Annotated in this window: 25 protein-coding genes; 17 read left to right on the forward strand and 8 right to left on the reverse strand. The window is 69.9% G+C overall.

The window, feature by feature from the left end; translation table 11 throughout:
* Window positions 1-110: 110 nt before the first annotated feature.
* Window positions 111-704 (forward strand): Uma2 family endonuclease, encoded by a 594-nt coding sequence (locus tag EV193_RS11545; RefSeq protein ID WP_130344034.1) that lies wholly within the window; start codon window positions 111-113, stop codon window positions 702-704.
* Here EV193_RS11545 and EV193_RS11550 read toward each other — a convergent pair.
* The 3 genes from EV193_RS11550 to EV193_RS11560 form a co-directional block, all read right to left on the reverse strand.
* The gene (locus tag EV193_RS11550; RefSeq protein ID WP_130344035.1) at window positions 697-1,509 is read right to left on the reverse strand and encodes a serine hydrolase domain-containing protein; all 813 of its coding nucleotides are present in this window, start codon (window positions 1,507-1,509) and stop codon (window positions 697-699) included. The two genes, EV193_RS11545 and EV193_RS11550, sit on opposite strands and share 8 nt — an antisense overlap.
* Before the next feature lie 173 nt (window positions 1,510-1,682).
* Window positions 1,683-4,478, reverse strand: a complete 2,796-nt coding sequence (locus EV193_RS11555; RefSeq protein ID WP_130344036.1) for an AfsR/SARP family transcriptional regulator — start codon at window positions 4,476-4,478, stop codon at window positions 1,683-1,685.
* A 104-nt stretch (window positions 4,479-4,582) separates the two neighbouring features.
* A complete protein-coding gene (locus EV193_RS11560) occupies window positions 4,583-5,731 on the reverse strand; it encodes a CapA family protein (protein ID WP_242613305.1) in 1,149 nt (382 codons plus the stop codon).
* A 107-nt stretch (window positions 5,732-5,838) separates the two neighbouring features.
* Here EV193_RS11560 and EV193_RS11565 point away from each other — a divergent pair, with 107 nt between their 5' ends.
* The 13 genes from EV193_RS11565 (at window position 5,839) to EV193_RS11625 (ending at window position 17,793) form a co-directional block, all read left to right on the forward strand.
* Window positions 5,839-6,063: a PspC domain-containing protein gene (locus EV193_RS11565; RefSeq protein ID WP_130344037.1), complete on the forward strand. Its 225-nt coding sequence runs from the start codon at window positions 5,839-5,841 to the stop codon at window positions 6,061-6,063.
* 24 nt (window positions 6,064-6,087) lie between these two features.
* Window positions 6,088-6,402 carry a hypothetical protein gene (locus EV193_RS11570; RefSeq protein WP_130344038.1) on the forward strand — a complete coding sequence of 105 codons (315 nt, stop codon included), beginning with the start codon at window positions 6,088-6,090 and terminating at the stop codon, window positions 6,400-6,402.
* Between the two features lie 92 nt (window positions 6,403-6,494).
* Window positions 6,495-7,643: a C1 family peptidase gene (locus EV193_RS11575; RefSeq protein WP_130344039.1), complete on the forward strand. Its 1,149-nt coding sequence runs from the start codon at window positions 6,495-6,497 to the stop codon at window positions 7,641-7,643.
* Between the two features lie 19 nt (window positions 7,644-7,662).
* A complete protein-coding gene (locus tag EV193_RS11580; protein ID WP_130344040.1) occupies window positions 7,663-8,136 on the forward strand; it encodes a hypothetical protein in 474 nt (157 codons plus the stop codon).
* A gap of 113 nt (window positions 8,137-8,249) precedes the next feature.
* On the forward strand, window positions 8,250-8,576 hold the full coding sequence (locus EV193_RS11585) for a protease inhibitor I42 family protein (RefSeq protein WP_130344041.1): 327 nt from the start codon (window positions 8,250-8,252) through the stop codon (window positions 8,574-8,576).
* A 113-nt stretch (window positions 8,577-8,689) separates the two neighbouring features.
* Complete coding sequence (locus EV193_RS11590) at window positions 8,690-9,298, forward strand: RNA polymerase sigma factor (RefSeq protein ID WP_165401320.1); 609 nt, start codon at window positions 8,690-8,692, stop codon at window positions 9,296-9,298.
* Window positions 9,295-9,738, forward strand: a complete 444-nt coding sequence (locus EV193_RS11595; protein WP_130344042.1) for a carboxypeptidase regulatory-like domain-containing protein — start codon at window positions 9,295-9,297, stop codon at window positions 9,736-9,738. Before EV193_RS11590 ends, EV193_RS11595 begins: the two co-directional genes overlap by 4 nt.
* Window positions 9,735-12,308 (forward strand): CHAT domain-containing protein, encoded by a 2,574-nt coding sequence (locus tag EV193_RS11600; RefSeq protein ID WP_130344043.1) that lies wholly within the window; start codon window positions 9,735-9,737, stop codon window positions 12,306-12,308. Before EV193_RS11595 ends, EV193_RS11600 begins: the two co-directional genes overlap by 4 nt.
* Window positions 12,309-12,514: 206 nt before the next feature.
* Window positions 12,515-13,810 carry a DUF445 domain-containing protein gene (locus EV193_RS11605; protein WP_242613306.1) on the forward strand — a complete coding sequence of 432 codons (1,296 nt, stop codon included), beginning with the start codon at window positions 12,515-12,517 and terminating at the stop codon, window positions 13,808-13,810.
* Window positions 13,811-13,813: 3 nt separating this feature from the next.
* Window positions 13,814-14,656 (forward strand): Abi-alpha family protein, encoded by an 843-nt coding sequence (locus EV193_RS33735; RefSeq protein ID WP_207222592.1) that lies wholly within the window; start codon window positions 13,814-13,816, stop codon window positions 14,654-14,656.
* Window positions 14,657-14,663: 7 nt separating this feature from the next.
* Entirely contained in the window at window positions 14,664-16,286 is a 1,623-nt protein-coding gene (locus EV193_RS11615) for a serine/threonine-protein kinase (protein ID WP_130344044.1), read from the forward strand.
* A gap of 177 nt (window positions 16,287-16,463) precedes the next feature.
* Window positions 16,464-17,219: a hypothetical protein gene (locus tag EV193_RS11620; protein WP_130344045.1), complete on the forward strand. Its 756-nt coding sequence runs from the start codon at window positions 16,464-16,466 to the stop codon at window positions 17,217-17,219.
* A 94-nt stretch (window positions 17,220-17,313) separates the two neighbouring features.
* Complete coding sequence (locus EV193_RS11625; RefSeq protein WP_130344046.1) at window positions 17,314-17,793, forward strand: DoxX family protein; 480 nt, start codon at window positions 17,314-17,316, stop codon at window positions 17,791-17,793.
* Window positions 17,794-17,829: 36 nt separating this feature from the next.
* Here EV193_RS11625 and EV193_RS11630 read toward each other — a convergent pair whose 3' ends face one another.
* The 3 genes from EV193_RS11630 to EV193_RS11640 form a co-directional block, all read right to left on the reverse strand.
* Window positions 17,830-18,477, reverse strand: a complete 648-nt coding sequence (locus EV193_RS11630) for a hypothetical protein (protein ID WP_130344047.1) — start codon at window positions 18,475-18,477, stop codon at window positions 17,830-17,832.
* A 78-nt stretch (window positions 18,478-18,555) separates the two neighbouring features.
* Window positions 18,556-19,095, reverse strand: coding sequence for an adenine phosphoribosyltransferase (locus tag EV193_RS11635; protein ID WP_341273157.1), 540 nt, complete (start codon window positions 19,093-19,095; stop codon window positions 18,556-18,558).
* Window positions 19,096-19,116: 21 nt separating this feature from the next.
* Window positions 19,117-19,452 (reverse strand): hypothetical protein, encoded by a 336-nt coding sequence (locus EV193_RS11640; RefSeq protein WP_130344048.1) that lies wholly within the window; start codon window positions 19,450-19,452, stop codon window positions 19,117-19,119.
* A 284-nt stretch (window positions 19,453-19,736) separates the two neighbouring features.
* Between EV193_RS11640 and EV193_RS11645 the strand changes: the two genes are divergently transcribed.
* From EV193_RS11645 to EV193_RS11655, 3 genes are read left to right on the forward strand one after another with little or no spacing between them, the layout of a single operon-like run.
* Window positions 19,737-19,922, forward strand: a complete 186-nt coding sequence (locus tag EV193_RS11645; protein ID WP_130344049.1) for a hypothetical protein — start codon at window positions 19,737-19,739, stop codon at window positions 19,920-19,922.
* Window positions 19,906-20,427, forward strand: a complete 522-nt coding sequence (locus tag EV193_RS11650; protein WP_130344050.1) for a DUF6879 family protein — start codon at window positions 19,906-19,908, stop codon at window positions 20,425-20,427. Before EV193_RS11645 ends, EV193_RS11650 begins: the two co-directional genes overlap by 17 nt.
* A gap of 50 nt (window positions 20,428-20,477) precedes the next feature.
* Entirely contained in the window at window positions 20,478-21,272 is a 795-nt protein-coding gene (locus EV193_RS11655; RefSeq protein ID WP_165401321.1) for a helix-turn-helix domain-containing protein, read from the forward strand.
* Between the two features lie 63 nt (window positions 21,273-21,335).
* On the opposite strand, the gene groL is transcribed toward EV193_RS11655, so the two are convergent.
* On the reverse strand, window positions 21,336-22,964 hold the full coding sequence (gene groL / locus EV193_RS11660) for a chaperonin GroEL (RefSeq protein WP_130344052.1): 1,629 nt from the start codon (window positions 22,962-22,964) through the stop codon (window positions 21,336-21,338).
* A gap of 172 nt (window positions 22,965-23,136) precedes the next feature.
* Window positions 23,137-24,357 carry a serine/threonine-protein kinase gene (locus EV193_RS11665; protein ID WP_130344053.1) on the reverse strand — a complete coding sequence of 407 codons (1,221 nt, stop codon included), beginning with the start codon at window positions 24,355-24,357 and terminating at the stop codon, window positions 23,137-23,139.
* Between the last annotated feature and the right edge of the window lie 41 nt (window positions 24,358-24,398).

Here is a 24,398-nt window from a genome sequence, read left to right on the forward strand (position 1 = left end):
TTCCGTACTGCCTGAGCGCGGGACTCACCGATGCAGGGCGCGGGACTCGCGAGTCTAGCGACGTGGCACCCGGCGGGAACATGCCATGCTGATAGTGAAGGAGGACGGCGATGAGCACTGCGATCCAGCAGCACGACCACGGTCGCCCGTGGACGTTCGACGAGGTCATGGCGCTACCGGAAGACGGTTTCCGCTATGAGCTCATCGACGGCGACCTCATCGTGAACCCGCCGCCAGCTCCTTCGCACCAGCTGCTCGGTCACGAGCTTCACTACATCCTTCGTGACGGCATCCAACGCGCCCGGTCCGCGCTGCGCATACTCGAAGGCGTCGGCATCAAGATGCCGCAGGGCAACCTGCTCATCCCTGATCTCGTCATCGTGCCGACGAGCGCCTCCAGGACGTCGGCCGCGGCCCTGCACCCCGGCGACATCCAGCTCGCCGTCGAGGTCGTCTCGCCCAGATCGCGTGCGAAGGACCGGGGGACGAAGCCGTACATGTACGCCGAGGCCGGGATTCCACACTTCTGGCGGATCGAGACGAGCAACTACCGCGGGCGCACCAAGGAACTCCCGGTGATCATCGCGCACGAGCTGGTCGCACTCGGCGAGTACGCGGTCAAGCACACCGTCGGCGCCGGCGAGCGGTTCATGCCCGCCGAACCGGTGCCGGTGGAGTTCGATCCGGCCGTACTGGTCAACTGAGCTCGGCGAGCACGGCGTCGGTGAACGCCGGCCACGCCTCGATCGCCCACTCCCCGAAGTTCCGGTCGGCGAGCGCGACACAGGCGACGCCGGCCCGCGGATCGACCCACAGGAACGTGCCGGACTGCCCGAAATGCCCGAACGTCTCCGGCGAGCTGTTCGCACCGGTCCAATGTGGACTCTTGCCGTCCCGGATCTCGAAGCCGAGCCCCCAGTCGTTCGGCCGCTGGCTGCCGTAGCCGGGCAGCACGCCGTTCAGACCGGGGTAGGCCACCACCGTCGCCTCCGCGAGGGTCCGCGGCGACACCAGCGTCGGCCGCTGCAACTCGACCGCGAACCGCGCGAGGTCGGCGCACGAGGACACCGCCCCGGCGCCGGCGGAGCCGTCCAAGGCGGACGACGTCATGTCGAGCGGGGTGAACACGGCCTCGGCGAGGTAGTCGGCGAACGGGATCTCGGAGGCCGCCGCGACCGTCTCGGCCAGCACGTCGAACCCGGCGTTGGAGTAGATCCGGCGCTCGCCCGGCGGCGCCTGCACCGTGCGGCTGTCGAACGCCAGCCCCGACGTGTGCGCGATCAGGTGCCGCACGGTGGAGCCCTCAGGCCCGGCCGGCGCGTCCCACTCGACCGCGCCTTCCTCCACGGCCACCAGCACCGCGTACGCGGTCAGCGGCTTGGTCACCGACGCCAGCCGGTACCGCCGGTCCTGGTCACCCTCGGCCCCGAGCACCGTCCCGTCGGCGGCCACCACCGCGACCGCCACATTGTCGACCGGCCATTTCCGCACTTCAGCCACGCTTCGCACGCGATCAACCCTACGTGCCCGATCATGGCGATCACGTGTGACTGACGTGTCAGCGAATTGTCAGCGGCGCCGGGTTGACTATCACTCGTCCGCCGCGCCAACTCGGCGGACAGACCGAAGGACACCGGTCGCCTCACCGCATCCCCCGCCCCAGGCGGCCGGTGTCCTAGGTTCTAACTGGCGGCGACGGCGGTGTCGGAGAGCTTGGCCCGCACCAGTTCGGCGTCCGGATGGCCGGCCTGTTCGAACAGGTGCAGCGCCTTGGTCCAGCACAGTCGAGCCTCGACCGGTCGCCCCTGCCGCAGCCGCACCTCACCGAGTTCGAGCACGCTCAACGCCACCTCGAGCTGCATCTCCAGCTCACCGTGCACGTCGATCGCGCGCAGGTACATCCGCGCGCTCTCGTCCAGCCGGCCGAGCCCCCGGTGCGCCCGCCCGGACTCCCGCAGCACCAGCGCCTCGCAGTCGGCGAGCCCGATCTCCCCGGCCGCCTCGAGCGCCAGCCCGCAGTACTCCAGCGCCTCGGCATAGCGGCCGAACCGCGTGTTGACCATCGCCAGCGAGCGCAGCGCGAGCCACGTGTGCTTGGCGCCCGGCGTCGAGGGCGCCGCCTCCAGCGCGCGCCGGCCATAGTCCAGCGCCAGCTCCTGGTGCCCCAGCTCCGCGTGCGAGATCGCCAGCATGGACAGCACGTTCACCAGCACGCTGGGCACGTCGATCTCACGGCAGATCGCCAGTGCCCGTTCGCTGCACGCGATCGCGTCGGCGAACCGCAGCGTCTGGAAGTGCTTGACGGCCACGCCGGACAGCATCCGCGCCTCGCCGAACAGGTCCTCCCGCGCGCGGCACACGTCGATCGCGAGCTCCGTGGTGGCTTCCCAGTCGTCGAACCGGCTGCGCACAAGGAAATACGTCATCATCGACCAGCAGAGTGTCCACAGTGGACTGTCCGGGGACAGCGTGGTCGCGCGCCGTGCGACGGCGAGCAGGTTGGCGTGCTCGCGGTCGCACCACTCCAGCGCGGCGCGGTACCCGGTGAACGTGAGCGGCACCAGCCCGTCCGGCACCGGCGGCACCCGCTCGGCGAACCGGTGCCGGTTCAGGTGCAGGTTCGCGTTGCGCAGCGAGTGCAGGTACCACAGGAAGATCCGGTCGCCCGCCGCGGCGATGTCCGCGGCGCCGTCGTGGTGGCGGGTCAGCTCGCCGGCGAACTCGCGCATCAGATCGTGCAACTGGTACCGGTTGCGGTCACGCCGTTCCACCAGATGCGCGCCACACAGCCGATCCAGCGTCCTTCGAGCGTCCGAAGTGGACAGTCCGGAGCACGCGGCGGCCAGCTCCGCGCCGAACTCGGTACCAGGGTGCAACCCGAGCAGCCGGAACAGCCGCGCCGCGTCCGGATCGAGCGCGTCGTAGGAGTAGGTGAACACCGCGGTCAGATCGGTGTCCTTGTCGTCGTCGAGGGTGAACGGGGCGAGCGTGCCGTCCAGTTCGGCCATCTCGTCCAGGAATTCGGCCAGCCCCACGTCCGGCTCGGAGGCGGCCCGCTCGCCCAGGATCCTGATCGCCAGCGGCAGCCGGTCGCACCGGTCCACGAACCGCGCGCTCGCCACCGGATCGGCCTGGACCCGTTGCGCCCCAACGAGTTTCTCCAGCAGCCCGATCGCTTCCGGCATGCTCAGCGCGTGCAGGGTGATCCGCCGGGCGCCGTCACGCGCACCGAGCCCGATCATCTGCGCGCGCGTGCTGGCCAGCACCATGCAGCCGGCACCGGGCAGCAGCGGCCGCACGTCCTGGCTGCTGCGCGCGTTGTCCAGCACGATCAGCATCCGCCGGCCCGCCGTGCGGGTGCGCCACATCGCCGACCGCGCGTCCACGTCGGACGGCAGGGCGTCGCCCGGCACACCGACCGACTGCAGCGCCGAGGCCAGCGCGGCGCTCGCGTCCATCGGCTCGCCGGGGCCGTAGCCGCGCAGGTCCAGGTACACCTGGCCGTCCGGGAACCGCTCGACCACGCGGTGCGCGAAGTGCACGGCAAGCGCCGTCTTGCCGACCCCGGCGGTGCCCTCGATCACCGCGATGGCGACGTTGTCCTCGCCGGCGTCCTCGGCCAGCGTCGCGCCGAGCTGCTCCAGGTCGGCCTCCCGGCCGGTGAACCCGGTGGCGTCACCGGGGAGCTGGCGCGGCACCTCGCGGGCGACCACCGGCCGCTCGCCGGCCGAGGGGGCCAGCGTCGGGTCGGCGGTCAGGATCCGCTGATGGGTCTGCCGCAGGCCACGGCTGGGGTCCACGCCCAGCTCGTCGGCCAGCATGCCGGCGATCCTGCGGTACTCGGCGAGCGCGTCGGCCTGCCGCCCGGCCCGGTACAGGGCCAGCATCAGCAGCTCGCTGGACCGCTCCCGCATCGGCTCCTCGCGGGTCAGCTCGTTGAGCACGCCGAGGACCTCGTCGTGCCGGCCGAGCCGCAGCAGCACGTCGGCCCAGTGCTCGCGGGTGCGCGTGTGCCGTTCGTCGAGCGCGCGGAACTCGTTGCGCCGCAAGGCATCCGACTCCACGTCGGCGAAGGCCGGCCCTCGCCAGAGCGCGAGCGCCTTGGTCAGCAACGACGCCGCGACCGGCAGCTCGCCGCCGGTCTCGGCCCGCCGCGCCCGCTCCAGGAGCAGGTCGAACGCGGTGAGGTCGAGCGAGTCCTCGGACGCGGTGATCTGGTAGCCGCCGGGGACGGTCCGCACCACGTCCGGGCCGAGCAGCCGGCGCAGCCGCAGGACGTAGGTCTGGATCGCGTTCCGCGCGCCGGTCGGCTCCTCGCCGTCCCACACCCAGCGGGTCAACTGTTCCACCGGCACCGGCCGGTTGGCGCGCAGCAGCAGGCCGGACAGCAGCACGAGCAGCTTCGTCCCGCCCACTCTGGCCGGCTGCCCGTCCACCGTCACCGCGACCGGGCCGAGCACCCGGAAGTCCCACCCCATGAGGGCGGAGTATGAACCAGCCTGGGCCAGTCCGTAAGTGTTTCCCGCTCAGCAGTCCGAATCTACGTCCAGAGATGTACGACGAGATCAGCCTCTCGACGGAGTCACCGTCGGCTGAGGCCGCTCCTGGACGCACCCCGGCTGAGCACGATCCGGTCGATGCGCGTCAGCGCCTGCTCACGCCGCGCCGGCTCCACACCGGTGGCGGCGGACAGGTCGCGCAGCCGGATCGGCGGGCCGAGATCGACCAGCGTCGGCACGTACTGCGCGTTGTCCACGGTCCACCCGGACGCCGTCCTGGAGAACCGGAACAGGCCGATCAGGCCCTCCTCGGTGGTGCCGCGCGGCTCGGAGTGCTTGGCGATGTGGTTGCCGAGCCCGTAGGCCACCCACTTGTCGCCGATCTTCTCGATCGGCTGCACGACGTGCGCGTGGTGCCCGATGATCAGGTCGACGTTGGGGTCGGCGAGTACCCGGCGGGCGGTGTCGCGCTGGTCGGCGGTGGGCTCGTGCACGAACTCGGTGCCCCAGTGCAGGCTGGCGATCACCACCTCGGCGCCGGCCTTGCGTGTGGCCTTGGCGGCGGCGATCACGGCGTCGGCGTCCAGCGTGTTGGACAGCCACGGCTTGTCCGGCGGCAGCTTGATCCCGTTGAAGCCGAAGGTGAACGACACCTGGCCCACCTTCACGCCGTTGACCTCGCGCACCAGCGGCTTGGACGCCTCGGCCTTGGAGCGCGCCGACCCGGTGTGCTCGATGCCCGCCTCGTCCAATGTGGACAGCGTGCGGGCGACGCCGTCGGCGCCCTTGTCCAGCGTGTGGTTCGAGGCGGTGGAGCAGGTGTCGTACCCGGTGTCCTTGAGCGCCCGCGCGATCTCCGGCGGCGCGTTGAACGCGGGGTAGCCGTCGAACGGGCCGTTCGCGGAGGCCAGCGGGACCTCCAGGTGACACACCGCGAGGTCGGCGGACTCGATCGCCGGCTTCACGCCGGCCAGCAGCGGGCGGTAGTCGCGGCGCCCGCCGCCGTCGGTGGTGGCCTGATCGGTGAGCGCGGGGTGGATCAGCACGTCACCGGTGGCCGCCACGGTGAACGCCTGCCCTCGCGGAGCGGTGGTCGGCGCCGGCTTGCCCATCGTGGTCGAGCGCCCGACCGACGGGACGGTGACACCGGACGGTTCCTCCCCCGAGCAGGACGTCGCGGCGATGGCGCACGCCGCGAGCAGGACTGACACACGGATCTTGGCGCGAGTCACGGCGCACACCCTAGGGCTATTGCCGAGGTGTGCCCAGGGGTCGGATCCGGGTTCGACCAGGGGCGGTCCCCGATGTGTCGACGCCCGTTCGCGGCGAAGGTGGAGTCATGACGAACGACATCTACGGCACGGACACCACGACCACGACGAAGAAGCTGCGCCGGTCGAAGTCCGACCGCATGGTCGCCGGCGTGTGCGGCGGCTGGGCGGCCACGCTGGGCGTCGACGCCGCCGTCCTGCGGATCATCCTGGTCGCCGCCACGCTGCTCGGATTCGGCACCGGCGCGCTGATCTACCTGATCTGCTGGCTGGTCATGCCGGACGAGAACTGAGCCCCACAGCCTTATGCTGGCGCGGTGCCCGATCGAACGTACTCCGAGGTGGGCACCGCGCGCGGCCTGGTGATGCTGGCGACCGCGCTGGCGCTGGGCGGCGCCGTGATGATCGCCGTGGTGGTGATCGCGGTGGCGCTGATGCGACCCGGTGGCACCGGAGCGGTCGTGGGCGGGGCCGTCGCCTATCTCGCGATCGTGGTCATCACGGCGGTGGTCGCCATGGTGCTGGCGTTTCGCGGTGACTCGCGGCGGCGCGTGCTCGTTTCCGGCTGCGGGCTCGTCGCGGGCGGCACGGTACTCGGGTTGATCGTGCTCGCGTTGTTCGTGTGGGCCTGACGTCTGGTTTTCTTCTCCCAACACGTATCTGGCAGGGCTGATCGGGCTCTTCTTGATGTCCGACCCATCAACGCCTTGTTCTGGGAGGAAGCATGACCTCCGATCGCAATCTGCCGGAGATCGCGGCCGTCCGCGAGTCCCTGGCCGAGCTCGGCCACCCGTGGCAGGCGGCCGAGACCCGAATGAGCCGGCTGCCCGAGGAGTGGCGCAACGCCCGCCTCGGCGTGCCGACGCCCACCGACGCCGAGATCGCCGCGCGCACCGGCCAGCCCGACGCCATGGCCGCCGCCGCGCAGTCCGCACTCGGTCAGCAGGTGTCCGCCGCCGGCGCTCCCGGAATCTCGCTGCCCGCGAGTTTCGACCTGCGCAACGTCGGCGGACGCAACTTCGTGACGCCGATCCGCGACCAGGGCGGCTGCGGCTCCTGCGTCTCCTTCGGCACGCTGGCCTCGATGGAGTCCACCGCCGCGTACACCCGCGGCACTCCCGGGATGAACCTCAACCTGTCCGAGGCGCACCTCTACCACGTGCACGCCAAGGCGCGCGGCTACACCTGTGCGTCCGGCTCGTGGCCGGACGACCTGTACGGCGACTGCGTCACCAAGGGCGTCACGTTCGAGGACTACTTCCCGTACAACGACAACGGCTCCGGCACGGTGAACGCCGACTGGCCCAACCGGCTCGCCAAGGCCGTCGGCCTGGTCAACCTGACCGGCAACCCGGCAGCCATGAAGCAGCACATCTACTCCTACGGCGCGATCGAATCCTGCTTCGTGGTCTACAGCGACTTCATGCACTACAAGACCGGCGTCTACAAGCACACCACCAACAGCGTCGCCGGCGGGCACTGCGTCTCGCTGATCGGCTGGGACGACGCGGCCGGCTGCTGGATCGGCAAGAACTCGTGGGGCACCGGTTGGGGCGAGAACGGGTTCTTCCGCATCGCCTACGGCGACTCGTTCATCGAGGACTACCCGGGCGACCGCGCCACCGTGTTCGGCTGCACCGGCGTGAACCTCCGCGCCTGGCTGCCGGCTCAGCGCACGCTGCGCCTGTTCGCCACGGCGAACGACGCCAACGGGTGGGCCTACCTGGAGCACTACGGCTGGACGCACCTGGCCGGCGGCCCGAACACCACGACCAACAAGCTCGCCGAGCTGACCCACGCCCGCGGCAGCGGCCACGCGGTCACGCCGTTCATCAACGGCAACGAGCTGTCCACCGTCCAGGTCCACGACTGATCCGAAGGGCAACGACACCATGACCAGCAGCACTTCGCGGACCTCGCGCAAGAAGACCTCCGCGGCCTCCACACCGCCGATTCCGACCACGACCGTCAAGGCGGACGCGCCGGCGGACCCGCAGACCAACGTGGACGACCCGAACATCGCGCCGCCGAGCCCGACCGGGGCGTTCGACGGCTCGTCGGTCTCCTCCGTGTCGCTCGACCGCGACGCGCCCATGCCGCCGCGGCTGGACCCCGCCGGCGCGCTGGCCGCCGAGGAGATCACCGCCGGCTGGGTGTACGCGCGGACGATCTCCTACCTGTACTCCTACGACGACCCGGCCGGTGTGTGGGCCCACGTGGTGGGCATCGGGTGGAAGCGGCTGTCGCCGAACTCGCTGTCCGGGCACAGCCACATGGCGATCCTGTCCACGCTGGCCACCCACGACAACATCACCGTCGACTACCACGAGGACGCGTCCGGCCGGATCGACCAGATCATGGTGTGATCAGGGTGCGAAGGTCGCGTCTGGCAAACCCATGGTCTGCCAGACACGACCTGTGGGTGGAAACCGTTGCACCGCGGCGGTTTCCACCCGCCGCCCGGGACGCGGAGGTGTTCATGGCACTGGTTCACCTTGTCGAGAGCGACGCACGACGGACGACCCTGGTACGCAAGGGCGACACCGTGGAACTGCGGCTCGCGGAGATTCCGACGACTGGCTATCGCTGGCGCTGGCGGCTGCCGAACGGGCTGCGGCTGATCGCCGACGAGCATGTGCGGCCCGAGCCCGGCCTGCCGGGTGCGCCCGGTCAGCCGGGGCAGCGCAGGCTCGCGTTCGACATCACCGACAGCGGGGAGCACGAGCTGACCGCCGAGCTGGTTCGGCCGTGGGAGGACACCCCGCGTCGCACGCTCAGCTTCGTGCTCCAAGCCAGGGTGACGTAGGCCAATCGGGTGAACCCCCGAAAGTGGTAGTGGCGATCTGTGATGAGAAGGAGGTGCCGCGCGACAAAGCAAGCGACGAGCTGACAACAGAACCGCGGAGTGGGGTGGGCGCGGTGACAGAGGTCCGGATGGCGGACACCAATCCGCCGTGGGAAGGCCTGGACGGATCCGACCGGCACGCGGCGTGCATGGTCGCGGCCAGGCACGGCAACCGCAAGGCGCTGGACGTTCTCGTGGCCGAGCTGACACCCCTGGTGTGGCACGTCGCCAGAGGCAACGGCCTGGACAAGGCCAGCGCCGAGGACGTGGTGCAGACGGTGTGGCTGGCGCTGCTGCGACACGTCGACCGTCTGACCGAGCCGAAGGCACTGGTCGGGTGGTTGATCACGACCACGAGACGGGAGTCGTACCGCGCGCGGCAGAACGGCACCGCACAGGTCGAGCTGTCCACCGAGTTGGCCGAACAGGTGCTCAGCCGCGACCCGATGCCGGAGGCCGAGGCGTTGCGCGAGGAGCGCGACCAGGACCTGTGGATCGCGTTCTCCCGGCTGCCCCGCCGCTGCCAGGAGCTGCTGCGGCTGACCGTGCTCGCCGGAAGGGCCGAGTACCAGGCGGTGTCCGAGGCGCTGCGCATGCCGCGCGGCAGCATCGGCCCGACCAGAGGGCGGTGTCTGAACACCCTTCGGACACTGCTCAGCGACGACGAAGGTGATGTCCCATGAGTGACCGTGACGACGACGTCTATCAGGGCGTCGCCAGACTGGTCGAGTTCGACGCGCCACCGGGCGATCTGGTGGAACGGATTCAGTTCGCCATCGCGATCGAGGACATCGACGTCGAGGCGGCGCGCTGGGCACGAATGCCCGCGCTGGCCGGCGTCCGCGGCGATGGCAACGGCACGATCACCTTCTCCGTGGACGACCTGACCGTGATGGTGAACCTGACCAGGACCGGCGAGGCGCATCGCATCGACGGCTGGCTCGTGCCCGCCGGCGAGCACGCGGTCGAGGTGCGGGTGGCCGAGCACGGCTCGACGGCCACCACCGCCGACGAGTCCGGCCGGTTCGTGCTCACCGACGTTCCGCGCGGCACCACCCAGATCCTGGTTCGCCTTGCCGGAAGGCTGTCCGGCACGGTGGTGACCCCCGCGGTAGTGCTGTGACTGCTGGGGGAGTCGAACTAGCGCGGGCGCTGCACCAGCAGGCGGTCGTCACGGCCAGCGGCGCCGACCCCGCGGAGGCGGCCCGCCTGCTGCGCCGCGCGCTCCGCGAACTGCCCGAGATCGACTCGGTGGACACCGAGCTGGTTTCGTTGCGCACCAAGGTGTTGGCGACCCTCGCCCTCGCCGAGACCGAGACCGGGTCGATCGCCGGCGGGCTGGTCCACCTGGACACCGCCGAGTCGCTGCTGGCCGAGCTGCCCCGCAATCCCGGCCGGGCCGCGCTGCAGGGGCTGGTCACCGGCCAACGCGGGATCGTGCTGCTGCGCGGCGGCCGCACCGACGACGCGGTTGCCCACTTCGACGCGGCGATCCCGCTGCTGGAGCGGGGCCTCGCTGCCGGAGCCGGCGACCCCGCCGTGCTGGCACGCACCCTGATGAACCGGGCGCTGGCGCACCTGGCCGCCGGCCGGCCCGCCCCGGCGCGGCGCGACCTGCAGCGGTGCATCGCCCAGGCAGTCGACGGGGTGCCGCCGATCGTGCCGGCCAAGGCGCGGCACAATCTCGGCGATCTCGCCCAGCTCGTCGGCGACGTGCCCGGCGCGCTGCGGCACTACGAGCTGGCCGGCGACGCGTACGCCGCGCTCGCGCCCGGCATGCTGCCACGGCTGCGGCTGGACCAGGGGCGCGCGCTGCTCGCCGCCGGGCTCGCCGACGAGGCCGCGCGGCACCTGGACGAGGCGATGGATTCCTTGCGGGACAAGCGAATCGGGCAGGATCTCGCCGAGGCGGAGGTGTCCCGTGCGGCGGCCGCGATCCTCGCCGGCGACCTGGCCGGCGCGGTGCGACTGGCCGGGTCGGCGCGCCAGCGGTTCCTGCGCAGGGGCAATCTCGCGTGGGCCGAGGTGGCCGCGCTGACCAGGATGCGCGCCCGCGCGGTGCAGGCGCTCACCGGCCAGGCGGCCGGCCGGCGCGTCGGGCCGGAGCCGGCGCGCGAGCTGGCCGACCGGCTGTCCGCGCTCGGGCTCGTCGACGAGGCGCTGCTGGCCAGGATGATGGCCGTGCGGCTGGCACTGCGGCGCGGCTCGGCCACCGCCGCCGAGGAACTGCTCGCCGACGTCCGGCCGCCCCGCCGCACCGCGCCGATGGACCACCAGATGCTCTACCGGCTGTGCCACGCCGAGCTGGCCGTGGCGCACGGAGAGACCCGGAAAGCCTTGGCACAGGCCAGAACCGGGCTCGCCGAACTGGAGCGCGTACGGGACCGTATGGGCGGTCTGGACCTTGTCTGCGGCACCGCCGTGCACGGGCGGGCGCTCGGCCGGCTGGCCGTCGGGATCGTGCTGGAGGGTGCGCGCGGGGCGGCCGACGCGCGCCGGCTGCTCGCCTGGCAGGAGCGCACCCGCGCGCAGGTCTACCGCTACGAGCCGCTGCCGGTGATCGACGATCCGCTGCTCGCCGACCGGGTCGCCGAGGTGCGCACGCTGCTGCGCGCGATCCAGGTGGCGCGCCTGGAGGGCCGGTCCTCCGCCGCGCTGGAACGCCGCTGCGAGACGCTGCAGCGCGAGGTCAGCCGGCTCGGCTGGCGCACCAGCCGATGGGGCCGGCCGCGTCCGATGCGCTCGCCCGAGGAGATCGCCGACGCACTCGGCGACCGCACGCTGGTCAGCTTTTCCGGGCCGGGCAAGGAACTCGCCGCCGTGGTCGTCCACAGTGGACGGACAAGCCTGGTGCGACTGGGCGCGGTCGCCGACGCGGCGGAGATCGCCAGGCAGTTGCACGCCGACCTGGACGTGCTGGCGCCCGACCACCTGCCGGCGCGGCTGGCGGCGAGCGTGCAGGCGTCCGCGCGCAAGCGGGCCGAGACGCTGGACGAGCTGCTGTTCCGGCCGCTCGCCGGTGCGCTGGGCGGCGGCGAGCTGGTGCTGGTGCCGCACGGGCCGCTGTACCCGGTGCCGTGGGCGGCGCTGCCGTCGCTGCGCGGCCGGCCGGTGTCGGTCGCGCCGTCGGCGAGCACCTGGACCGACGCCGCGTCCCGCCATCGCGCGTCGGACGGCCCGACGGTCCTGGTCACCGGGCCGCACCTGCCCGAGTCGTCGGACCTGCGCTCGATCTACCCGGATGCCGTGGTACTCAAGGAGAACCGGGCCGCGGCCGGTGCGGTGCTGGCCGCGATGGACGGTGCGCGGCTGGTGCACGTGGACGCGCACGGCACGCACGTGCGGGCCAACGCGATGTTCTCCCGGCTCGAACTCGCCGACGGACCGCTGCTCGCGCACGAGACGTCCCATGTGGACAGTCCGCCCGAGCACGTGGTGCTCGCCGCGTGCGAACTGGCGCTCGCGCACATCCGGCCGGGCGACGAGGCGCTCGGGTTCGCCGGCGCGCTGCTGGTCGGCGGGTCGCGCACGGTCGTCGCCGCGGTGACCAGGGTGGGCCATCGCGCGGCCGCGGCCACCATGTACGACTACCACCGCCGCCTCGCCGCCGGCGCCACCCCGGCCGCCGCACTCGCCGCCGCAGTCGCCGTGGATCCGCTGCGCCGCCCGTTCATCTGCCTCGGCGCCGGCTGACCCACGCCGCTGGTGTCCGAAACTGAGCGATCGCTCCGTTCATGTTCTGCGTACTTTAGCCCGCTAAAGTCCGGCGCTCCGCGTGAACTCGCAGGTCAGGGAGGTCCTTCGGTCGGACTGGCCATCCCAGCCGGCGGGAATCATGATTACCTACTGGCGGGTTCGCCGTTGAACACGGTGGGAGCCACAACGGCGGGAGGCTGGCGATGAACGTATCGATGGAGCTGTTCGGCCTCAGCAAGTTCTGGACCGACATGATCACCATCCCGCTGTTCAGCGCCATCGCCGGCTACCTCACCAACTGGACCGGCGTGCTGATGCTGTTCAAGCCGCTGAGGTTCCACGGTTTCCGGTTTCCCGGCCTCAAGATCCTCTTTCCGCTGCTGCCCCGCCGCATCCAGGTACTTCCGCTGATCCGCTACGACGGCAAGATCGGCTGGCAGGGAATCGTGCCGTCGCGCGCGGACAAGATGGCCAGCATCGCCGTGGACAAGGGTCTGGGAAAGCTCGGCAGCATCAACGACTTCTACCGCGAGCTGGAGCCGGACAAGATCGCCGACCACCTGGTGGCCACCGCGCAGGGCGAGATCCGCGAGATCGTGGACGCGCTGATGAGCCGCGAGCACCCGCAGCTCTGGCACGACCTGCCGCCGCTGGTCAAGGAGGCGGTGCACGCGCGGGTCCGGCAGCAGTTGCCCGCGATCGTCCGGGAGATCACCGAGAAGATCGGCGAGAACGCCGACCAGTTGATCGACGCGAAGCTGATGGTGATCGGTTACTTCCAGCGGCACCCGGAGCTGCTCAACGAGCTGTTCCTGATCATGGGCCGCAAGGAGCTGAAGTTCATGATCAACTTCGGCTTCTGGTTCGGCCTGCCGATGGGCGTGCTGATCGCGATCGCCGTGCACTACGTGCCGGAATGGTGGGTGATCCTGGTCGGCGCCACGATCGTCGGCTGGATGGTCAACTGGGTCGGCATCACGATGATCTTCGAGCCGATCTTCCCGAAGAAATGGGTGCCGTGGCGGCAGGGCCTGCTGATCAAGCGGCAGCCGGAGATCACTGACGCGTACTCGCAGATGGTGGCCGACCACGTGGTCACACTCAAGAACATCGGCGACGAGCTGCTGTACGGGCCGCGCGCCGATCGCACCAGGCAGATGCTCGAGGACACCATGCGCCCGGCGATCGACAAGTCGGTCGGGCCGGCCCGCGGCGCCGTGCGGGTGGCCGTCGGCACCAGGGAGTACGACCGCATCCGGGACTCGGTCGCGATGGAGAGCATGACGTTCATGGACGTGCTCAACGACGCCGAGTTCGGCCGCCAGCAGTCCCGCAACATCTACCGGTTCGTGCGCAGCCAGATGATCAAGATGGGGCCGGACGACTTCGTCGAGATGCTCAGATCGGCGATCAAGCAGGACGAGTGGTTGTTGTTCGTGCACGGCGGGGTGCTCGGCGTCGGCGTCGGCGCGCTGCACTTGTTGATCTTCGGAGTCTGAGGCATGAGCGACGGCGTGAACGACAAGAAGGACGAGCCCGGCCACACGATGGAGATCGTCGGAGAGGTCGTGCGCGGCACGCCTGGTCTGGTCAAGCTGGCGTTCGGCGCGTGGGTGCGCGGCGCGACCTGGGTCGTGCGGACCACGGTCAACACCAGCACCGACATCGCCCGCGACCTGGCCAACGGCGAGCCGCCGGCGACCGTGATCCGCAAACAGACCTCGGAGCTGCGCACGATCGCGCTGCGGGCACTCGGCATGCGAGAGGACAACGGCGACCAGCCCGCGCCCCGGCCGGCGCCAACGCCTCGGCGCTCGCCCACCGTGGGCCTGGCCGACCAGGGCAAGGAGCTGCTGCGCCGCTCGGCCGACGTGCGGTTCACCGTGGACACGCATCCGGCCTACGCGCGGATCCTCGCCGACCTCACCCCGGACGAGGCGCGCATCCTGCGGTACATCTTCATGAAGGGCCCGCAGCCGTCGATCGACATCCGCACGAACCGCCCGCTGGGCATCGGGTCGGAGCTGATCGGCTCGGGACTGAACATGATCGCCGAGTTCGCCGGGTGCACCTACGTCGACCGCATCCACCCGTACCTGACCAACCTGAACCGGCTCGGGCTCGTCGAGTTCTCCAAGGAGAAGGTGCCGCCGCACCGGTACCAACTCATCGAGGCGCAGCCGAAGACCACGGCGGTGATGAAGCAGGCCGGCCGCGCGCCCAAGATCGTGCACCGGTCGATCCTGCTGTCCCGGTTCGGCGAGGACTTCTGCACGGCGTGTCTGCCCACGGACGGGTACGGCTTCACCAGGCCGGAGGACGCTGACGACGACGGGCAGGCATGATACGCCCGTGGCGGTACCGGAGCGGATAGGACGATTCGTCGTCGAGGAACGCATCGGCGGGGGCGCTTTCGCCTCCGTCTGGCGCGCGCACGACGAGGCACTCGAGTCGGCCGTCGCGATCAAGGTCCTGTCGGAGAACTGGCTCGACTCGATGGACGTGCGCGGCCGGTTCCTCGCCGAGGCGAAGCTGTTGCGGCGCGGCGAGTCCGACCGCGTCGTGCGGGTGCACGACCTCGGCGAGCTGTCCGACGGCCGGCCGTACCTGGTGATGACCTACGCCGACAAGGGCACGCTGGCCGCGCGGGTGAAGGACGCGCCGCTGCCCTGGCGGGAGGGCGTGCAGGTCGCCATGGAGGTGGCGCGGGCGCTGCGCGGATTGCACAACGCCGGCGTGCTGCACCGCGACATCAAGCCGTCCAACATCCTGTTCCGCTCCCGGCCGGACGGGCGCGAGCAACTGCTGCTCGGCGACCTCGGACTCGGCAAGCTGCTCAGCGAGGCGTCGGTGCTCACGCTGGCCGGCGGCACGCCCGCGTACATGGCGCCCGAGCAGGCCCGGCCCGGCGCGCCGGTGAGCGTGCGCACCGATCTGTACGCGGTCGGCGCGATGTTGTACCGGGTGATCACCGGCACGCACCCGCACGAGGCGACCGACTTTCCCGCGATCGCCGACCCGTCCCGGGCGGCGCCCCGTCCGCCGAGCACGCTGGTGCAGGACATCCCGCCGGCACTGGACGCGCTGATCCTGCGCGCGATGGCCAACGAGCCCGAGGATCGTCATTCCAGCGCGGGAGAGCTGGTGTCCGAACTGCGAGCAGTGCTCACTGTTTCGGATACGAGTGCGTCGGCGACCCTGCCGACCAGCGGGCAGGCGGCGACCGACGTGATCGACCACCCGGCGAAGGCGGCCACCCCGCCGCGCGGCACCTCGGTGGACAGCTCCACGATCCGCACGCACCGGCCGCTCCCGCCTCCGCAGACACAGCCACCGCCGTACCACCCGCGGACCCAGTCCAGGCAGCAGTCGCAGCCGCTGCCGCCACCGCGGGTGAGCACGACCCCGCCGAGGTACGCGACGCAGCAGCCGAAGCCGCGCCGGCGGTGGATCCCCGCCGCGGCGATCGTGTCCGTTCTGGTGCTCGGCGGCGGTGCGGCCGGCGTCTACTACCTGACCCGGCCGCCGAACGTCGAGGTGGCCAGCACCGACTCCACCGTGCGGCTGACCGTGCCGAGGGACTGGGCCAAGCAGTCGTCCGGCTCGCAGGGCTGGGACCCGTCGGCACTCGGGCTGACCGACGGCAAGCAACCGGCGCTGGTCGTGGCACCCGAGGTGTCCCGATTCGCCGACACCGGCGCGGCCGACCCCGGCGCGTTCGCCGGCGTACTGCCCGCCGGGACGGCGCTCGATGCCACCGCGTTCGAGGCGAAGGTCGCCAAGGGCGGGTGTGCCCCGTTCACGTCACAGCGGCCGGCCGACACCGTGGCCGCACGCGGCCAGAAGTGCGGGTCCGTTCTGATCACCGATCTGTTGCTGCAGCGGGGCGGGCGATTGGTGTGGCTGCAGCTCAAACAGCTCAACGAGGACTTCGCTCAGGTGCGACAAGTGACCTCTTCTGTTTCCGTCAAGTAACTTCGAATGTCAGATATTGGGAGCACTTGCGCGGTTACTCACCGCGCCGACACGATGCGTTCGTGAGAAATTCGAAGCCGTTCAGCGGCCGCCGATGTAGCGCCTGTCGCTGATTTCTCGTCAACGCTCGGCATCGCCGAATCATCCCTTTATTTCGCATTCTTCCGAGGAGTTTCCATGTCCATCGCACGCCGTATCGCCGTGCCCGCGACCGGGGCGGTACTGACCGCCGCCGCGCTGGTGCTCGCCGCGCCGACCGCCTCGGCGCACCCTGGCCACCCGCACTCGCCCGCTCAGCCGGGCATCCACAAGGGCGACCCGCTGGCCGGGCCGGACTTCTTCGCCAGCCACCTCGATCGCTACCACTGGGGCCGCACGCTGTTCGGCTTCACGCGCGCCGCCGAGGACCCGTACGACTGGCTGGTCTACCACTTCCTGCCGACCAACCTGGAGACCGTGACCCGCACCGTCTCGCCCGGCCAGGCGCCGGCGGTGGAGGGTGACACCTGGGTGGAGACGCCGGCCCGAGAGGCCGGTCCTGACCACGGGCACGGCCCGCCTTCCCATGCGGGACAAGCACTTCGCGCGCCGATCGACCCCACAGCAGGCCTGGAGTACCTGGCCAGGTACGGCGCCAAGCCGGACCCGGCGACGGCGGTTCCCGCACTGCGGGAGGCCGTTCGCCGCACGGTGACGCCGACCGAGGACCGCCCGCCGAACACCGTGGACAAGTGGTCGGACAAGCGTCCGGCGGGTGGCGCCGAGAGCGGCCGGGTGCTGCTGCCGGCCGAGGTCGCCTCGGTTCCGGCCAACGCGTCCAAGACCGTCGGCCGGTTCGTCGGCGGCGTGCTCGACTCGCTGGCCGGCACGTCGCCGAACTCCGGCCCGGTCGGACTGCTGCCGATCGGCGGCCTGCTCCCGTCCGGCCGCTGAACCAACCACACAGAATCCAACAACACAGGGGTCGCGGGCGCCGGACATCGCAGCCGGCGCCCGCGGCTCCGCCGTCAGAATCGGGGTTGAAACAATGGCATTGGTCGACAACGTCACCGGTATCGTCGACCGTCTGCGGGAACGCGGTATCGCCGTGTACCGAATCGCGATCGGAGTGCTGTTCCTCACACACGGCGCCGCCACACTGTTCGGTGTTTTCGGCGGCGCGAAGAGCAATCCCGGGCACGCGGCGGACTTCGCGTCGTGGCCGGACTGGTGGGCCGGTCTCATCCAGTTCGCCGGCGGCATTCTCATCGCACTGGGAATCGGCACGCGGACCGCGGCATTCGTCTCGTCCGGCGCGATGGCGTACGCGTATTTCGCCGTGCACCAGCCGAAGGCGCTGCTCCCGCTGCAGAACGGCGGAACGGGTGCGGCGGTGTTCACCTGGGCGCTGCTCGTGCTGGTGTTCACCGGGCCCGGCGCGTGGGCGCTGAGTGCGGCGCGCGGCAGGGCGCGCACCACCGAGCAGTCGCCGCTTGGCCAGCCGCAACCCCACACCGGCGCTGGCTGATCCGCCTTACCAAGCGGGATCGAGCCCGCTCAATCCCTAGCCGGCGTGCGGATCGCAGGCGGCCGAGCCGACGTAGATGTCGCCGCTGGCCGGGCCGCCCTCGGGGAACAGCTTGATGTGCGCCGCGTGCACGACCATGCTGCCGTCCGGCGGCGAGGGCACGGTCAACTCGTTCAGCACCACGTGCGCGGCCGGCGGCTGACCGGAGCCGCCGGGGATCACGACCAGGTGGTTGCTCGGGATGTCCTGTGGCGCGTCGAATCCGCTGACACCTTCGAGGTACATGCTCGAACTGCTGCCGGCCGGCCGGGTCCAGCAGCTCACGCCGTACCCGCTGATCTTGATGGTCGGCCCGCCGAACTGCCGCAGCACCGTGGTCTCGAACCGCTTGCCGTCCGCGGCGCCCTTGGACATGCCCTCGGCGTCCCGGCCGCAGGTGGTGGTGCCCCGGCCGTACTTCGTGGTGGTGCCCACGGTGACGCCGGCGCTCTGGCCGGACGAGACGTCGGTGTCGGTGCCGCAGCGGGCGATCGGCCCCTGCTCGACGGTCGACCCGGTCACGATCGTGGCGCTGCCCAACCAGGCCGCGCCGACCGTCACCTCGTCGGCCTGCGCGGTCGCCGGCAGCCCGACCAACCCGACGCACGCCGCTGTGGTGATCGCGATCCGCCTGAATTCGAACATGGAACTGCCCTCCGTCGCACCGACTCCCACTCGTCTATCGGCGCGGCGCGGCGCGGCGTTGGCGGTCGCGCGCCCGGTTCACTCGGAAGTGTCGTCGTAGCGCAGCAGGGAGAAGACGTCGTGCCCGGCGAGCTTGTCCCGCCCGTGCAGGAAGTCCAGCTCGATGACGAACCCGAGGCCGATCACCTCGCCGCCGAGCGCGGTGACCAGCTCGACCGTGGCGGCGGCGGTGCCGCCGGTGGCGAGCAGGTCGTCCACGATGATCACCCGCTGGCCGGGCCGCACCGCGTCGGTGTGGATCTCCAGCCGGTTGTTGCCGTACTCCAGCTCGTAGTCGGCGGCGATCGTCTCGGCCGGCAGCTTGCCCGGCTTGCGCACCGGGACGAAGCCGGCGCCCAGCCGGTAGGCCAGCGCCGGCCCGAAAATGAAGCCGCGCGCCTCGATGCCGAGCACGAGATCGGCATTGTGGTCGACGTACTGCTCGGCCAGCGCGTCCACCAGCGTGGCGAAACCCTTGCGGTCCTTGAGCAGCGTCGTGACGTCGTAGAACAGGATCCCGGGGACGGGGAAATCCGGCACCGAGCGGACCAGCGCCTTCAGGTGATCGATGTCGGTCACCGGTCCCACCCTGCCAGACGCCTACCGCTCGAACCGGGCGAGTTCCAAATGGGCCCAACGCCGTCCGAAGGCGATCAGGGTCTCGGGACTCCACGGCCCGCGAATGGGAACCGCGTGCCACAGCGCCATGTTCCTGTCCAGCCGCCCGTGTCCGATCTCCAAGGTTGGCATATTCCGGCCCCATCGGAACACGAAGAACGCATGCATGTAGCACAGGGTTTCGCGTCCATTCGCCGCGACCAGGCGTGGTCCCTCGCTCTCCAAAGGAGCCCGATACACGTCGACCTTCTTACCGCCGGAGAGATACACCGTTTCGCGATACACATGGGGCGGCAGAATCCAGTCCCGCATCATCACTCCACGATGGTCACCGTGCCGGAATGATTGCACTTGTCGCAGCCGTTGCCGCCGCATTCACCACACGCCACTGTAATGTCGTCCATGCGTCTGACCATAAGAGTGACCCGGGTCGCCTTCCATGCGAATTCACGAACTTGCATTTATCGCATTCAGCCGCGCATAGAATTCTTGTTTCACTCGGTGGTGGGACACCGTATGCAGGAACGTGCATCGCGCTTGCCCGCTCAATGCCGACCGCCGTACTGTCACATCAGGTAGCCGTTCAGGTGCGGGGAGGAACCATGAGGCTCGACCAGATCGCTGGCCAGGACTGCGGCAAGAAGGACTGTCCTGCCGTGTTCGTCACCGATCGAGACACGATCGCCGTCCAGGGAAACACTCTGGACCGAGCGACACCAGCGAACGAGGCCGTCGTCGAGATTCCCACCGCCGTACTCAAGGAGGCCGTGCGTGCGCTTGGCTGGTGAAGGCTGGGAGGCCTTCTTTCAGACGTTCGAGCGGGAGGCATTTCGTCTCGAAACGCTCCCGGTGTACAGAGTCGAGGGAGAAAGAGAGGAATTCGAGGCCTTTCTTGCCACGGGAAGGCAGGACGTGCCAGCGGATGACTCTTGGTTGGAAGACATCCGTCACTACCGTGCGACCGATCGCTGGATCGGTCGCGTTCACGTGATCACACGACCGCTGACCGACTACCTGCGTTTTGAGTTCGACTTCTACCAGCACAGCGCACGCGCAGGCGAAGAGGTTCGAATTCTCGACCTCACCGAACAACCGAACCCAGGCCTTCCAGTGCAGGATTTCTGGATGTTCGATGAATCCAAGATCGTCCGCATGGACTACGCGGAGGACGGCACTCAACTGGGCAGAGAACTGCTGGAGGACATCGATCCGGCACCGTATGTCGAGTGGAAGCGCATCGCATTGGAGCGCTCCGAGCCCTTTCTGGAGTACTACGCCAGAATGCATGAGTGAGCTTGGACCCAGACCGAGCAGGTCAAGATCGGAACAACCTTGCGGCTGCCTTGCGCAAGCTGCGCAAGGCGGCCGGTTTGACCGGTGGGCAACTGGCACAGCGCTGCCACATGTCGCAGTCCCAGATCAGCAGGTTCGAGACAGGTCAGCTGCTCCCCGGAGCGGACGACGTCGACCGCATCCTTCATGCGCTCGACGTGGACGATCTCATGCATACCGAACTCGTGGCGCTGGCGAAGGTCGCGAACATCGAGTTCCAGAACGTGCGTGCCGACCTCCGTCGCGGACTGCACCACACCCAACGCGATCTTGCCGGTCTCGAAGCCAGCGCGACGCACATGCGACATTTCCTGCCCTCGCTCGTGACAGGTCTCCTCCAGGTCCCGGAGTACATCCGAGCAGGCCTGAACACACCTGTCGCCGGCGAAACGTCCGATACGACAAGAGCAACGGCGATCAAGCTGGATCGGCAAGCGGTCCTGCACGACACAACCAAGCGGTTCGATTTCCTGCTCACCGAACAGGCGCTGCGCTGGAGGTTCTGTGAGCCGTCGGTCATGGCTACTCAGATGGATCGTCTGATCTCCGTGTCGCGCTTGCCCAGCGTCGCCATCGGCGCGCTCCCACTCTCGATCGGCTGCGCCGAAGGACCGATGTCCACGTTCGTGCTCTACGACGCGCGTCTCGCGACGGTGGAACTCCACGCCGGATCGGTCGTGCTGCGGGATCCGAAGGAGATCGAGTACTACCGGAAGTTGTTCGACTATTTCGCCGAGCGGGCGTTGTGGGGTGCGGACGCGCGCGGGTTCATCGGGGAGGTCGGTGAGTCGTTTCGGCGGGCGTGACGCACACGAAAGGGGCGGCCCCTCGCGGGACCGCCCCTTCGTCTGTGTTTCAGCGAGCGTGGATCAGAAGTCCATGCCGCCCATGCCGCCGGTCGGGTCGGCCGGAGCCGCGCCCGCCTTCTCCGGCTTGTCGGCCACGACCGCCTCGGTGGTGAGGAACAGGGCCGCGATCGACGCCGCGTTCTGCAGCGCGGACCGGGTCACCTTGGCCGGGTCGATGATGCCCGCGGCCACGAGGTCGCGGTACTCACCGGTGGCCGCGTCGAGGCCCTCGCCCAGCTTGAGGGTCTTGACCTTCTCCACCACGACGCCGCCTTCGAGGCCGGCGTTGATGGCGATCTGCTTGAGCGGAGCCTCCACCGCGACCTTCACGATGTTGGCACCGGTCGCCTCGTCACCCTCGAGCTGCAGACCGGCGAACGCCACCTCGGCAGCCTGCAGCAGGGACACGCCGCCACCAGCGACGATGCCCTCCTCCACGGCAGCCTTGGCGTTGCGCACCGCGTCCTCGATGCGGTGCTTGCGCTCCTTCAGCTCGACCTCGGTGGCGGCACCGGCCTTGATCACGGCCACGCCGCCGGCGAGCTTCGCCAGCCGCTCCTGCAGCTTCTCGCGGTCGTAGTCGGAGTCGCTCTGCTCGATCTCGGCGCGGATCTGGTTGACCCGCCCCTGGATCTGCTCGGCGTCGCCGGCACCCTCGACGATGGTCGTCTCGTCCCGGGTCACCACGACCTTGCGGGCCTTGCCGAGCATCGAGATGTCGGCGTTGTCCAGCTTGAGGCCGACGTCCTCGCTGATGACCTGACCACCGGTGAGGATGGCCATGTCCTGCAGCATCGCCTTGCGGCGGTCACCGAAGCCGGGCGCCTTCACGGCGACCGACTTGAAGGTGCCGCGGATCTTGTTCAGCACCAGGGTGGCGAGCGCCTCGCCCTCCACGTCCTCGGCGATGATCAGCAGCGGCTTGCCGGCCTGCATGACCTTCTCCAGCAGCGGGAGCAGGTCCTTGACGTTGGAGACCTTCGAGCCGTACATGAGCACGTACGGGTCCTCGAGGACGGCCTCCTGGCGGTCCTGGTCGGTCACGAAGTAACCGGCGAGGAAGCCCTTGTCGAAGCGCATGCCCTCGGTGAGCTCCAGCTCGAGGCCGAGCGCGTTGCTCTCCTCGACCGTGATCACGCCTTCCTTGCCGACCTTGTCCAGCGCCTCGGCGATGAGGTTGCCGATCGTGGTGTCAGCGGCGGAAATCGAGGCGGTAGCAGCGATCTGCTCCTTGGTCTCGATCTCCTTGGCGATCTTGTGGAGCTGCTCGGTGACAGCCTCGACGGCCTGCTCGATGCCGCGCTTCAGCGCGACCGGGTCGGCCCCGGCGGCGACGTTGCGCAGGCCCTCCCGGACCAGCGCCTGAGCCAGCACGGTCGCGGTGGTGGTGCCGTCACCCGCGACGTCGTCGGTCTTCTTGGCGACCTCTTTGACGAGCTCGGCCCCGATCTTCTCCCACGGGTCCTCGAGCTCGATCTCCTTGGCGATGGAGACACCATCGTTGGTGATCGTCGGCGCGCCCCACTTCTTTTCGAGCACGACGTTGCGGCCCCGGGGGCCGAGTGTCACCTTGACGGCGTCTGCGAGGGTGTTCAGCCCGCGCTCGAGCCCGCGGCGGGCGTCCTCCTCGAACGCGATCAACTTGGCCATTGCGGTGTGGTCCTCCGTTGGGATGGATGCACGTAGCTGGCCAGGCTCGGTGCCCGCGACGGACGACCGGCGGACCGGTCTCACCGTCCCGACCTCTATTGCTGGCACTCAGGTACTCCGAGTGCTAGTCCCGTGTTTAGCACTCTCGCCCACCGAGTGCAAGACGCGCAGGTCAGGTGGCTGGTCGAACGGACGGCACGGGCATGCTCGGCGCGTTCGGCACCAACTTCGTACTGGTCGGACCGACCGGAACCTCGGGCGCCTTCGTCGTCGGACCGCCACCGCCGCCGCCACCGGAGTCACCGCTGGTGAAGAACACGATCATGGCGACGATCGCTGCCACCGCGACCACTCCGACCAGCACCGGCGCCAGCCACCGGTTGCTCCGCTCCTCCTTGCCGAACGCGGTCGAACCGGCCGGCACCGGCGGGCGCAGCCGCACCGGGTCCGACGAGGTGGTCGGCCGCGACGGCGGGAAGGAGTTGGTGCCCGTCGTGGTCACCGGCGACGGGCCGGGCTGCTGGACCGCGCCGCGCTTGAGCGGCACCGAGGCCGGCGACGGCAACTGGGTCAGCGTGCGGCGCGCGGCGGCGATCAGCTCGCGGCAGTTCGAGTACCGGTCGTTGGGGTCCTTGGCCATGCCCTTGCGGACCACCTCGTTGAACGAGGACGGCAGGTTCACCACCGAGGACACGCCCGGCACCTCGGATTTCAGGTGGCCCTGGATCACCTCGGGCACCTGGCCGGAGAACGGCGGCCGGCCGGTCAGGCAGGCGAACAGCACGCAGGCCAGCGAGTACTCGTCGGTGCGCCCGTCGACCGGCTCGCCGCGCAGGTGCTCGGGTGCGGCGTAGGTGGGCGAGCCGAGGAAGTCGCCGCCGCGCGTGCGGTGGCCCGTCGCGCCGCGCCTGGTCAGCCCGAAGTCGGCCAGGTACACGTGCTCGGTGTCGGACTCCCTGCTGGTCACCAACACGTTGGCGGGCTTGACGTCCAGGTGCACGAGGCCGCGCTCGTTCAGCGTGTCCAGCGCCTCGGCGACCTGGGACAGCAGCGCGACCGTGCGGGCCGGCGAGATCGGGCCCTTGGAGACCAGACTCGCCAGGTCGGAGCCGTCGACCAGGCGCATCGCGATGAACAGCAGCCCGTCGACCTCGCCGAAGTCGTACAGCGGCACGACGTTCTTGTGGTCGATGGCCGAGGTGTTGCGCGCTTCGTCGACGAACCGCTCGCGGAACTCCGCGTCCTCGCCGAGGTGCTCGCCGATGACCTTGAGCGCGACCTTTCTGCCCAGCCGGATGTCGGTCGCGCGGTACATCACGCTCATGCCACCGCGTCCCAGCACACCGTCGATGCGGTAGTGGCCCAGGCGACGCCCGGTGAGGTCCTCCGGCACGGAGCGCAGCCTAACGTCCGGCCGCGCACGCGCGCGGGCGG

Source organism: Herbihabitans rhizosphaerae (genome assembly GCF_004216555.1).
In the GTDB taxonomy this organism is placed as follows: Bacteria; Actinomycetota; Actinomycetes; order Mycobacteriales; family Pseudonocardiaceae; genus Herbihabitans; species Herbihabitans rhizosphaerae.